8 protein-coding genes are annotated in these 12,252 nt (G+C 70.1%); 4 read left to right on the forward strand and 4 right to left on the reverse strand.

Translation table 11 applies throughout. The annotated features are described in order from the left end of the window. The first annotated feature begins 48 nt into the window (after nucleotides 1–48). Nucleotides 49–684, forward strand: a complete 636-nt coding sequence (locus ACSVDD_RS24305) for a gamma-glutamylcyclotransferase (RefSeq protein ID WP_448191996.1) — start codon at nucleotides 49–51, stop codon at nucleotides 682–684. A 226-nt stretch (nucleotides 685–910) separates the two neighbouring features. On the opposite strand, the gene ACSVDD_RS24310 is transcribed toward ACSVDD_RS24305, so the two are convergent. Next, nucleotides 911–1,780, reverse strand: a complete 870-nt coding sequence (locus ACSVDD_RS24310) for a LysR family transcriptional regulator (protein WP_448191997.1) — start codon at nucleotides 1,778–1,780, stop codon at nucleotides 911–913. 103 nt (nucleotides 1,781–1,883) lie between these two features. On the opposite strand from ACSVDD_RS24310, the gene ACSVDD_RS24315 reads away from it, so the two are divergent. The 3 genes from ACSVDD_RS24315 (at nucleotide 1,884) to ACSVDD_RS24325 (ending at nucleotide 5,608) form a co-directional block, all read left to right on the forward strand. Next, nucleotides 1,884–2,858, forward strand: a complete 975-nt coding sequence (locus ACSVDD_RS24315) for a quinone oxidoreductase family protein (protein WP_448191998.1) — start codon at nucleotides 1,884–1,886, stop codon at nucleotides 2,856–2,858. 59 nt (nucleotides 2,859–2,917) lie between these two features. Continuing rightward, nucleotides 2,918–4,849 (forward strand): M1 family metallopeptidase, encoded by a 1,932-nt coding sequence (locus ACSVDD_RS24320; protein ID WP_448191999.1) that lies wholly within the window; start codon nucleotides 2,918–2,920, stop codon nucleotides 4,847–4,849. Between the two features lie 168 nt (nucleotides 4,850–5,017). Then, on the forward strand, nucleotides 5,018–5,608 hold the full coding sequence (locus ACSVDD_RS24325) for an SH3 domain-containing protein (protein ID WP_448192000.1): 591 nt from the start codon (nucleotides 5,018–5,020) through the stop codon (nucleotides 5,606–5,608). A 131-nt stretch (nucleotides 5,609–5,739) separates the two neighbouring features. On the opposite strand, the gene ACSVDD_RS24330 is transcribed toward ACSVDD_RS24325, so the two are convergent. The 3 genes from ACSVDD_RS24330 to ACSVDD_RS24340 form a co-directional block, all read right to left on the reverse strand. Continuing rightward, a complete protein-coding gene (locus tag ACSVDD_RS24330; protein ID WP_448192001.1) occupies nucleotides 5,740–6,165 on the reverse strand; it encodes a PAS domain-containing protein in 426 nt (141 codons plus the stop codon). An 87-nt stretch (nucleotides 6,166–6,252) separates the two neighbouring features. Next, a complete protein-coding gene (locus ACSVDD_RS24335) occupies nucleotides 6,253–11,916 on the reverse strand; it encodes a beta strand repeat-containing protein (protein ID WP_448192002.1) in 5,664 nt (1,887 codons plus the stop codon). Further along, nucleotides 11,913–12,131, reverse strand: a complete 219-nt coding sequence (locus ACSVDD_RS24340; protein WP_448192003.1) for a hypothetical protein — start codon at nucleotides 12,129–12,131, stop codon at nucleotides 11,913–11,915. The genes ACSVDD_RS24335 and ACSVDD_RS24340 overlap by 4 nt, the downstream gene beginning before the upstream one ends. Nucleotides 12,132–12,252 lie beyond the last annotated feature (121 nt).

Below are 12,252 nucleotides of genomic sequence, written 5' to 3' on the forward strand. Positions count from 1 at the left end.
TTCGACCCGTCGGCGCCGTCAGGTGCCCTCCGCGACTTGCGCAGGCCAATGCTGCTCGACACGCGATGCCTCCAGGCCGAGGTTCCGGCCGCCGAATCCGCCCATAAGCCGGCGCCCGCCTGGGCCGCCGACATTCCCGTCGCCGCCGGTTCCGAGCTGTGGGTGTTCGCCTACGGCTCGCTGATGTGGCACCCCGGCTTCCCTTCGGGCGAGCAGCGCATGGCGGTGCTGCACGGCTATCACCGGCGCTTCTGCGTCGCCTCGCACCGCTACCGCGGCACGCCGGAGCGGCCAGGGCTGGTGCTTGGGCTCGACCGCGGCGGCTCGTGCCGCGGCATGGCGTTCCGGGTCGAGGCCGGGCACGTGCCGGCGACGCTCGACTATCTGTGGGAGCGGGAGATGATCAACCGCACCTACCGGCCGAAGCTGTTGCCCGTGCATCTCGGGGGCGAAAGGCGCATCGTCGAGGCCTGCACCTTCGTGGTCGACCGCGAGCACTCGCAATACTGCCCCTGCCTGGACGAGGCGGTGATGGCCGAGCGCATCGCCTGCTGCGCCGGTGAGCGCGGCCCGAACGTCGAATACCTCGTCAACACCGTGGAGCATCTGGAACAGCTGGGCATCCGCGACGCCCGCCTGTCCGCGCTGATGCACGAGGTGAAGCGGCGCGTCGGCGGTGCTTAGGGACGCGGTCCTGGCGCCGGATGAAACGCTATGAAACGCTATGAAACGCGATTCCGTTGAGTGTTGCATCCGTTCGGCGTTGGTATGAGACGTTGTGAGACGTATTTTTGCCGTCCGTCTCGTCCGCTCTGCAGCGTGGGGGTAGGCTCCCCGTCGGGGACTTTTATCCTAGCGCGAGCGGCCGGCAAGAGCAAGCGCGGCGGTTCGATCCAACGCGCAAAGCGCTTCAGCGGCCCTCCAGCAGCGCGCGGTTCCCGGCGACCAGTTCGATCAGGAAATCCATGGCGGCGCGCACCGGTGCTGCCCGGCGCAGGTCGGGGTGGACGAGCAGCCACAACTCCCGCGCCGCCGGGGCCGCGTCGGCGGGCAGCCGCACCAGTCCGGGATCGGGATCGCCGAGGAAGCAGGGCAGCGCCGCCACGCCCAGCCCGGCGCGCGCCGCCGCGAACAGGCTGGCAAGGTCGTTGGCACGGAACACCACCGGACGGTCGCCGGCAACCGCCAACAGCCAGCGCTGCTGCGGCACGTGGTCGAGGCTGTCGTCGTAGGCGACGAACTCCCACGCCGCGTCCGCCCGCTCCGCCAGATAGCCGGCGTCGGCATACAGCGCGTAGGCCATGCTCCCCAGCTTGCGGGCGACCAGCCCTGGGTCTTCGGGGGCCTGAAGGCGGATCGCCAGATCGGCCTCGCGCCGGCTCAGGCTGATGGCACGGCTGTCGCCGATCAGTTCCAGCACCACCTGCGGGAAGCGGCGGCGGAACGGCGCCAGCCGCGGAGCCAGGAGCGCGCTGGCGACCACCGGCGGGGCTGACAGGCGCACGCTGCCCGATGGCGCGTCGGATTGGCCGCGGGCGAAGCGCTCGATGGCGAAGGCGTCCTCCTCCAACCGGCCGGCGAGGTCGGCCACCCGCTCTCCCGCCTCGGTGAGCGCGTAGCCGCGCGGCAGCCGGTCGAACAGGCGCACGCCCAGTTCGGCCTCCAACGCCGAGACGCGCCGGGAGACGGTGGTGTGGTCCACGCGCAGGCGGCGCGAGGCGGCGGACAGGCTGCCGCTGCGGGCCAGTTCGGCGAAGAAGCGCAGGTTTTCCCAGTCCATGGATCTGTGTGTTTTTGCGCAGAGAGTGCGCAAGGATGCCGGATTTCCGTGCATCGCGCCACGGATTAGCGTGCCTCCAGAAACCAGACTGAGGAGACACGCCATGATCCAGGCCGTTCGCATCCACGAGACCGGCGGGCCGGACAATCTGCGGGTGGAGAGCGTCGATCTGCCGCCGCCCGGCCCCGGTGAGGTGCGGCTGCGCCACGCCGCCATCGCCGTCAATTATGTCGATGTTTACCATCGCACCGGGCTCTACCCGTTGCCGGCGTTGCCCGCGACCATCGGCGTGGAAGGGGCGGGGACCATCGAGGCCGTCGGCCCCGGCGTGCACGACCTGTCCGTCGGCGACCGGGTCGCCTGGGCCGGACTGCCGGCCGGCGGTTATGCCGAAGCGCGCAACATCCCGGCCGAACGCGTCCTGCGTCTGCCCGAGGGGGTGGACGAGCGCACCGCCGCGTCGATGCTGCTGCGCGGCATCACCGTGCACATGCTGCTGACGCGCGTGCTGCCGGTGGGCGAGGGGAGCACGCTGCTGGTGCACGCGGCGGCCGGCGGGCTGGGGCTCGTGCTGACGCAGTGGGCCAAGCGGCTGGGCGCGACCGTCATCGGCACGGTCGGCAGCACGGAGAAGGCGGAGGTCGCCAAGGCGCATGGGCTGGGCCACGCCATCCTCTATCGGGAGGTCGATTTCGCGGCGGCGGCGCGGGAGTTGACGGACGGGAAGGGCGTGGACTTCGCGGTGGACGGCATCGGCGGCGACACGTTGAGGCGCAGCCTCGACGCCGTGCGGCCCTTCGGCGTCGTGGCAAGCGTCGGGCAGGCCGGTGGCGCGATTCCGCCGCTCGACGTGGGGGATCTGGGGCCACGGCGCTCGCTGTCGCTGGCGCGGCCAAGCGTCTTCGGTTATCTCGGCGATCTCGCCACCTACCGCCGGGCGGGGGCGGAGGTGCTGGCCTTGGCGGCGGAGGGGCTGCGGGCCGGGCCGGTCACGGCGCTGCCGCTCGGCGAGGCCGCCGCGGCGCATCGCATGCTGGAAAGCCGCGGGTCGACCGGGGCGCTGGTGCTGATCCCGTGAAGCTGACGGCCTGAAGCTGATCCCCTGACAGCGGGGGGCGGAGGTGCCATATTCGGCCAATGCTTCGCCCCCTCCTCGCCCTTGCGGCGCTCCTTCTCGCCGGGCCGGCGTTCGCGGCCGGCGTGCGGCACGATCTGGACGTTACTCTCGACCCGCCGGCGCGGCGGCTGGAGGTGCACGACCGCATGGCGCTGCCGCCCGGCCCGCACACCCTGATGCTGGCGCCGGAGTTGACGGTCGCCGAGGCGACGGCCGGCGGGCAGCCGCTGCCCTTCGAGCGCCGGGGCGCGAGTCTGACACTCACCGTGCCAGCGGCGGGCGAGGTCACGCTGCGCTACGCCGGCACGCTGGCGGCGCTGACGCCCGAGCACAAGGGCGGCGGTGCGGCGGCCGGCGAGGACGGCGCCTATCTGCCGGGTGGTCCGGCGTGGCTGCCGCTGGCCGATGACGAGCCGCCGACGTGGCGGCTGGCGGTGCGGGTGCCGGCGCCGTTCGTCGCGGTCGCCACCGGTGCCTTGCTGGAGGAGAGCCGGGAGGGCGGCTACCGCGCCGTCTTCGCCGAGGACCGCGCCGTCGAGGCGCCCTCGCTGTTCGTCGGCAAGTGGGAGGTGCGCGAGCGCATGGACGGCGCGCTCCGCCTGCGCACCTATTTCGAGCCGGATCTGAACGGGCTGTCCGACGACATTCTCGACGTGACGCAACGGTCCATCGACACGGATTCCACGCGCATCGGCGCGTACCCGTTCGCCGGGTTCGCGGTGGTGTCGGCGCCGCTGCCCGTGGGGCTGGGGTTTCCGGGGCTGACCTACATCGGCCGGACGGTGCTGCCGTTGCCCTTCGTGCGCGGCCAGTCGCTGGCGCACGAGATCCTGCACGACTGGTGGGGCAACGGCGTGCGGGTGGACTATGAACAGGGCAACTGGTGCGAGGGGCTGACCACCTACATGGCCGACTACGCCGCCGCCGAGGCGCGCGGGAGCCAGGCGGCGCAGGCCATGCGGCTGGACTGGCTGCGCGATTACGCGGCCCTGCCGGCGGAGCGCGACACCCCCGTCAGCGCCTTCAAGTCCAAGGTGCACGACGCCTCGCAGGTGGTCGGCTACGGCAAGGTGGCAATGATCTTCCACATGCTGCGCGCCGAGCTGGGCGAGGAGGCGTTCGCGGCGGGGCTGCGGCGCTTCTGGCAGGAATACGTCTTCAAGGACGCGGGCTGGAGCGACCTGAAGCGGGTGTTCGAGGAGGCGGCGGGGCGCGATCTCGGGCCGTTCTTCGCGCAATGGGTGGAGCGGGCCGGCGCGCCGGTGCTGCACCTGTCCGCCGCCTCGCAGCAGGGCGACCGGCTGTCGGTGACGCTGCGCCAGGACCAGCCGGTCTACGCGCTGTCGGTGCCGGTGGTGGTGGAGACCCTGACCGGCGTGCAGCGCCATATCGTGCGTTTGGACGGACGCGAGACGTCGGTCACCCTGCCGGTTGCCGGGACGCTGAAGTCGGTGGCGGTCGATCCCGGTTCCGACCTGTTCCGCCGGCTGGCGCCCGGCGAGGCGCCGCCGACGTTGCGCGACGTGACGCTGGACGGCGCCACCAACGTGGTGGTCGCCGCCGAAGGGGAGGCGGCCGAGGCCGGCCGTGCGCTGGCCGAGCGGCTGATGGACCGCAAGGTGCGCCTCGTCGGCCCCGACCGCACCGACCCGGCGCAGCCGCTGGCGCTGATCGGCACGTCCGAGGCGGTGGAGCGGCTGCTGCGCGCCTACCGGCTGGAGGCGCCGGCCAGTCTTGCCGGGCGCGGAACGGCGCGGGTGTGGACGGCGCGCAGCGCGCAGGGCAAGCCGGTCCTGGTGGTCGAGGCGGCGGACGGTGCGGCGCTCGGGGCGCTGTTGCGGCCGCTGCCGCACTACGGCCGGCAGAGCTGGCTGGTGTTCGAGGGCGGCAAGGTCACTGAGCGCGGCGTCTGGCCGGCGGGTGATAGCCCGCTCAAGAAGCGATTCGACTAACCCTTCCGGGGTGCCGCGCACCTTGGTTGGATCGACTGTCCCGCTACCGCTGTTGAAGCGGAGACGAAACGCATTCGCATGCAGAATGCGCCTTGCGGGAGAGAAGAGATGTCAGGGAAGTCGAAAACGGGTCGTTTGTGCGTTTTTGGGCTCGGTGCGGCGGCTCTCATGGCGTTGACCACGCCGGTCATGGCCAATCCGGGCGACACCTACACCATCACCGGCGACCGCGTGAACGTGCGCGCGGCGCCGTCCGACCGCGGTTCGATCCGCACCACGGCGCGGCGCGGCGACGAGCTGCTGGAACTGCGCCAGGAAGGGTCCTGGACCGGCGTGCGCGTCCTGCGCACCGGCGAGGAGGGCTGGGTGTTCTCCGACCTGCTGCGCCAGCGCTCGGCCAGCACGCTGGGCAGCGGCGGCAGCGGCGAGGGGCGGGGCAGCTTCGCCCGCTACTCGTCGGGCTTCGACCGGCTGGTCGGCCGCGTCAACGACGAGCTGGGCTACAAGTTCGCCGACCGCATCGAGCAGGGCGAGAACGGCCTGCTGCGGGTGACGCCGACCCAGGAGTGGCTGTTCAACACCAGCCGCGAGGCCAAGATCTACGCGGCCATGGCGCTGTACGAGATGTGGAAGAACCACAACAACGGCCGGCCGGTGAGCTTGGCGCTGGGGGCGCGGGGCCAGAACCCGATCTCCATCGAGGACGGATCCGACGGCCCGATCATGGACCTGCCGGCGTTGGTGGGCGGGTCGCGGTAGAGTAAGCCCTCTCCCGTCCCGGGAGAGGGTGGCGCCGTGAGGCACCGGGTGAGGGTGAGGATGCTTGGATTTACCCTCACCCTCCCGCTTCGCGGGCCCCTCCCTCTCCCGGGGCGGGAGAGGGAAATTAATCACAACCCCGCCACTTGGCGCCGCAGGGACTTCAGCTCGTCGAAGCGCTTGGTGACGTCGCGCAGGATGGCGGCCATGCCGAGCATGGCGCCGGCCTCGTCCTTCAGCGGCACGATGGTGAACTCCACCGAGATGCGCCGGCCGTCCTTGGTCAGCGCCGGCACCGACAGCAGGTCGCCGCTGCCGTAGCGGCTTTGCCCGCTCGCCATCACCGCGTCGTAGCCCTTCCAGTGCACGGCGCGCTGCTTTTCCGGGATGATCAGGTCCAGCGACTGACCGAGCGCTTCGGCCGCCGTAAAGCCGAAGACCCGCTCGGCCCCGGCGTTCCACAGGCGGATCGCCCCGTCGCGGTCGGAAAAGATGACCGCTTCGGCCTCACCCTCCAGCACCGCGAGGCCAAGGCGTTGCAGAATTTCAGGGTCCATGGTGCTCACCCGCGTTGTTTGCCGTGGGCAGCGATATGTCGCCCCTGAGGATCACCGTCAATTCAGACCTTTGGCCGCTGATCGCCGTTATGGCTGCTGCAAGGCGGTGGACCACGCGGTGATCTGGGCCGCCGACATCACCTGCACCTGCGATGCGGTGATGGCGTTAGCCTGGGATTTCGACATGGAGAGGATGTTCGTGGTCGTCAGGCCGGTGATCTGGTTGTTCGTCAGGCTGCCGATCTGCGACGTGGACAGCACGGTGACCTGGGTCGTCGTCAAGCCGGCGATGACGTCGCGGCTCAGCGCCGCCACCTGGGTGGTGCTCATCATCGCGATCTCGCCGTAGGGCAAGCCCGAGAACTGTGTCGACGTCAGCGCCCCGAGCTGAGCCCCGGACAGGGTCCCGAGCTGCGTCGTCGTCAGCGCGCCGATGTCGTCGGCGGTCAGTCCGGTCATGGCGCTGGTGGTCAGCGCTCCGATCTGGGTGGTCGCCAGCGAGGCGATCTGGGTGGTGGTCAGCGTGCCCACCTGGGTGGCGGTCAGACCGGAAATCTGGGCGGCCGACAGCGAGAGGGTGCCGCTGGCGCCGATCGATTCCACCTGCGTCATCGTCATCGCGCCGATCTGCGACGCCGACAGGGCGTCGGTCTGCGTGGTCGTCAGCGAGCTGATGTCGGTGGTGCTCAGCCCCGCCACGGCGGTGGCGCTCAAGGCGCCGACCTGGGTGGCCGACAGTTCGCCGATGTCGGTGGTGCTCAGCCCGGTCAACTGGGTGGAGGTCAGGCCGGCGACCTGCGTTGCGGACAGCGCGGCCACCTGGGTCGACGACAGGTTCGAAACGTTGGTGGCGGTCAGCCCGGACAAGGCGGCGGCGCTCAAGGCGCCGACCTGGGGGACGGACAGCGTGGCGACCTGCGTGGTCGCCAGCGCCCCGAGCTGGGTGGCCGTCAGGCCGGAGACCTGGGTGGTCGACAGCTGGCCGAGGTCGGTGGTGTCCAGCACCCCCACTTGCGTCGCCGTCAGCCCGCCGAGCTGGGCCGCCGTCAGGGCGCCGATCTGCGTGCTCGTCAGGGTGTCGATGTTGGCGGTGCTCAAGCCCGCCACGGCGCTGGCGCTCAGGGCGCCGACCTGGGTGGCCGACAGCTCGCCGATGTCGGTGGTGCTCAGCCCGGTCAGCTGGCTGGAGGTCAGGCCGGCGACCTGCGTCGTGGACAGCGCGGCGACCTGGGTCGACGACAGCTTCGAAACGGCCGCGGAGCCCAGCGCGCCGAGCTGGGACGAACTCAACGTGCCGAGCTGGGTGGATGACAGGACCGCGATCTGGGGCGCCGTCAGGGCGCCGGCCTGGGTCGTCGTCAGGCCGGTGATCTGGGTGGTCGTCAGACTGGAGATCTGCGTGGTGTTGAGCGCCCCCACCTGGGTGGCGGCCAGCGCCGAGACGTTGGTCGACGACAGCCCGCCGAGCTGTGTCGTGCTCAGCACCGCGATCTGCGTGGTGTTCAGCGCGCCGAGGCCCGTCGTCGACAGCGTCCCGATCTGGGTGGCGCTCAGCACCGACACCTGGGAGGTGCCCAGCTCGCCGACGTCGGTGGCGGTCAGCGCACCCAACTGGGTGGTGCCCACGCCGGCAAACTGCGTGGTGGTCAGCGCGCCGACTTGAGTGGCGTTCAGGGCCGAGAAGCCCGTCGTCGACAGCCCCCCGATCTGGGTGGAGGTCAGCACCGACAACTGCGTGGTGGTCAGCTCCCCGGCCTGGGTGGCGGTCAGCGCACCGACCTGGGTGGTCGTCAGACCGGCGATCTGCGTCGTCGACAAGGCATCGACCTGGGCGGTCGACAGCGCCGCCACCTGATTTGCGTCCAGGCCTTTGATCTGGGTGGTCGACAGCGTCTTGATGTCGGTGGTGTCCAGCACGCCGACCTGGGTCGTGGTCAGGGCGCCGACTTGGACGGCGGTCAAGCTGGTGAACTGGGTGGTCGACAGCGCGTCGATGCTGGTGGTGGTGAGCGCGCCCACCTGTGTCGTGGTCAGGGCGCCGACCTGGGTGGCCGACAGCTCGCCGATGTCGGTGGTGGTGAGCGCGCCGAGTTGTGTGGTGCTGAACCCCTTGACCTGGGCCGCCGACAGCACGGAAACCTGGGTGCTGGTCAGCCCGGACAGGTTGGTGGTGCTCAGCGCCCCGAGCTGGGTGGCGCTCAACGCGCCGAGCTGGGTGGTGGTCACGCCGCCGAACTGGGTGGTGGTCAGCGCTGCCACCTGGGTGGTGGTCAGGCCCTTGGCCTGGGTGGCCGACAGCCCGCCGATGTCGGTGGCGTTCAGCAGGCCCACCTGGGTGGTGGTGAGCGCGCCGATCTGCATCGCCGACAGGGCGGTCAACTGCGTCGTCGACAGGGTGTCCACCTGGGCGGTCGACAGCGCCGTCACCTGGGTGGTGGTCAGGCCCTTGAGCTGCGTCGTCGTCAGGCCGGTGACGTCGGTGGTGTCCAGCACGCCGACCTGGGTGGTGGTGAGCGCGCCGATCTGGGCGGCGGTCAAGCCGGCGAGCTGGGTGGCCGACAGCGAGTCGATGTCGGTGGTGGTGAGCGCGCCCAACTGAGTGGCGGTCAGCGCGCCGACCTGGGTGGCCGACAGCTCGCCGAGATCGGAGGTGCTCAGCGCGCTGATCTGGGTGGTGCTGAGCCCCTTGACCTGCGTCGCCGACAGCACGGAAACCTGGGTGGAGGTCAGTGCGAACAGGTTGGTGGTGCTCAGCGCCCCGAGCTGGGTGGCGCTGAGCGCGCCGAGCTGGGTGGTGGTCAGGCCGCCGAACTGCGTGGTGGTCAGTGCTCCCACCTGGGTGGTGGTCAGGCCCTTGGCCTGGGTGGCGGTCAACGCACCGATGTCGGTGGCGTCCAGCACGTCCAGTTGGGTCGTGGTCAGCGCGCCGATCTCGGCAGAGGTCAGGCCGGCCAACTGCGTTGTCGACAGGGTATCGACCTGGGCGGTCGACAGCGCCGCCACCTGGGTGGTGGTCAGGCCCTTGAGCTGTGTCGTCGTCAGGCCGGTGATGTCGGTGGTGTCCAGCACGCCGACCTGGGTGGTGGTGAGCGCGCCGATCTGGGCGGCGGTCAAGCCGGCAAGCTGGGTGGCCGACAGCGCGTCGATGCTGGTGGTGGTGAGCGCGCCCACCTGGGTGGCGGTCAGCGCGCCGACCTGGGTGGCCGACAGCTCGCCGAGATCGGAGGTGCTCAGCGCGCTGATCTGGGTGGTGCTGAGCCCCTTGACCTGCGTCGTCGACAGCACGGAAACCTGGGTGGAGGTCAGTGCGAACAGGTTGGTGGTGCTCAGCGCGCCGAACTGGGTGGCGCTCAGCGCGCCGAGCTGGGTGGTGGTCAGGCCGCCGAACTGCGTGGTGGTCAGCGCTCCCACCTGGGTGGTGGTCAGGCCCTTGGTCTGGGTGGCGGTCAACGCACCGATGTCGGTGGCGTCCAGCACATCCAGTTGGGTGGTGGTCAGCGCGCCGACCTGGGTCGAGGTCAGGCCGGCCAACTGCGTTGTCGACAGGGTGTCGATTTGGGCGGTCGACAGCGCCGCCACCCGGCTCGTACTCAAGCCCTGGAGTTGGGTGGTGGTCAGCGCGCCGATGTCGGTGGCGTCCAGCACGCCCAACTGGGTCGTGGTCAGCGCGCCGATCTGGGCGGCAGTCAAGCCGGTGAGCTGTGTGGTCGACAGCGCGTCGATGTCGGTGGTGGTGAGCGCGCCGACCTGGGTGGCGGTCAGCGCGCCGACCTGGGTGGCCGACAGTTCGCCGAGATCGGAGGTGCTCAGCGCGCTGATCTGGGTGGTGCTGAGCCCCTTGACCTGCGTCGCCGACAGCACGGAAACCTGGGTGGAGGTCAGCCCGGACAGGTTGGTGGTGCTCAGCGCGCCGAGTTGGGTGGCGCCCAGCGCGCCGAGCTGGGTGGTGGTCAGGCCGCCGAACTGGGTGGTGGTCAGCACTCCCACCTGGGTGGTGGTCAGGCCCTTGGTCTGGGTGGCGGTCAGCGCGCCGATGTCGGTGGCGTCCAGCACGTCCAGTTGGGTTGTGGTCAGCGCGCCGACCTGGGTCGAGGTCAGGCCGGCCAACTGCGTCGTCGACAGGCTGTCGATCTGAGCGGTCGACAGCGCCGCCACCCGGCTCGTGCCCAAGCCCTGGAGTTGGGTGGTGGTCAGCGCGCCGATGTCGGTGGCGTCCAGCACGCCCAACTGGGTGGTCGTCAGCGCGCCGATCTGCGCGCTTGACAGGGCGGTCAACTGCGTCGTGGACAGGGCATCGACCTGTGTGGTCGACAGCGCCGCCAGCTGCGTCGCTGCCAGGGCCTTGGTCTGGGTGGTGCTCAGCGCGCCGATGTCGGTGGCGTCCAGCACGCTCAATTGGGTGGTCGTCAGCGTGGTGACTTGGGCGGCGGTCAGGCCGGCGATCTGGGTGTTGGACAGCGCATCGACGCTGGTGGTGGTGAGCGCGCGGAGTTGGGTGGCGTACAGCGCGCCGAGTTGGGTGCTGGTCACGCCCTCCAGTTGGACCGTGGTCAGCGCTCCCACCTGGGTGGTGGTCAGGCCCCTGGCCTGGGTGGTGGTCAGCGCGCCGATGTCGGTGGCGTCCAGCACGCTCAATTGGGTGGTGGTCAGCGCGCCGATCTCGGTCGAGGTCAGGCCGGCCAACTGCGATGTCGACAGGGTGTCGATCTGGGTGGTCGACAGCGCCGCCACCCGGCTCGTGGTCAGGCCCTGGAGCTGGGTGGCGGTCAGCGCGCCGATGTCGGTGGCGTCCAGCACGCCCAACTGGGTGGTGGTCAGCGCGCCGATCTGCGCGCTCGACAGGGCGGTCAACTGCGTCGTGGACAGGGCATCGACCTGCGTGGTCGACAGCGCCGCCGTCAGGGTCGCCGTCAGGGCCTTGAGCTGGGTCGTCGTCAGCGCACCGATGTCGGTGGTGTCCAGCGCGCTCAACAGCGTCGTCGACATTCCGCTGATCTGGGTGGCGCTCAAGCCCGCCACCAGGGTGTCGGACAGCGAGTCCACGCTGGTGGTGCTGAGCGCGCTAAGCTGGCTGGCGCTCAGCGCGCTGAGCTGCGTGGTGGTTAGGCCGCTGAACTGGGTGGTGGTCAGCGCCGCCAGCTGGGTCGTCGTCAGGGCCCTGGTCTGGGTCGTTGTCAGCGCGCCGATGTCGGTGGCGTCCAGCACATCCAGTTGGGTGGTGGTCAGTGCGCCGATCTGCGTGGTCGTCAGGCCGGTGATCTGCGTCGTGGACAGCGCATCGAGCTGGGCGGTCGACAGCGCCGCTATCAGGGTTTTGCTCAGGCCCTTGAGCTGGGTGGTCGTGAACCCCGCCATGTCGGTGGTGTCCAGCACGTCCAGCTGGGTGGTCGTCAGCAAGCCGAGCTGGGTGGCCGTCAGGCCAGCCAGCTGCGTGGCGGAAAAGGCGTTGAGATCGGTCGTGCTGAAAGCCTGGAGCTGCGCTCCGTTCAGCACCGAGATCTGCGACGGGCTGAAGGTGATCTGAGTGTAGTCCAGGGCCTGGATCTGGGTCGACGTAAACCCTGTCATCTGGGTTTTCGTCAGCGCTCCGAGCTGCGCCGTCGACAGCACGCTGAGCTGTACCGTGGTGAGCCCGCTGATCCCCGCCGCCGTCAGGGACGCCATGTTCGTCGTCGACAGTGCCTGGATCGCCGTCGTCGAGAGCGCCGAAACTTGCAGCCGGGACAGGTACGAGATGGAATTGACTGTCATGGCGGCGTGACCCGGCTGGTGGCTGACGGCATCGCTGCCGCCTGGAGATCCCGGCGTGTCTGACCCACGATGCGCTCAGGCTTGTCGAGGTACCTCGTGCGGTATTTCACCACCTTGGCGACGACAATGCCAGCCTTCAGCTTGGCGGTGGCAACGATGTCGCGCATCCCGGAGGGACCGACCGCCCCAGGGGTTGAGGAACTGATCGTCGCCACGGCGGCTCTCCCTCGCCATTCTTCACGTGCACGATAGAAGTTGAATGGTTTAGGTTGTGTTAATTCGCTGGTGGCGGCGGCTTGGCGGCTGAATTCCGAAGCGTCCGAAACGTTTGGTGGT

The sequence above is a fragment of the Azospirillum terrae genome (assembly GCF_053470425.1).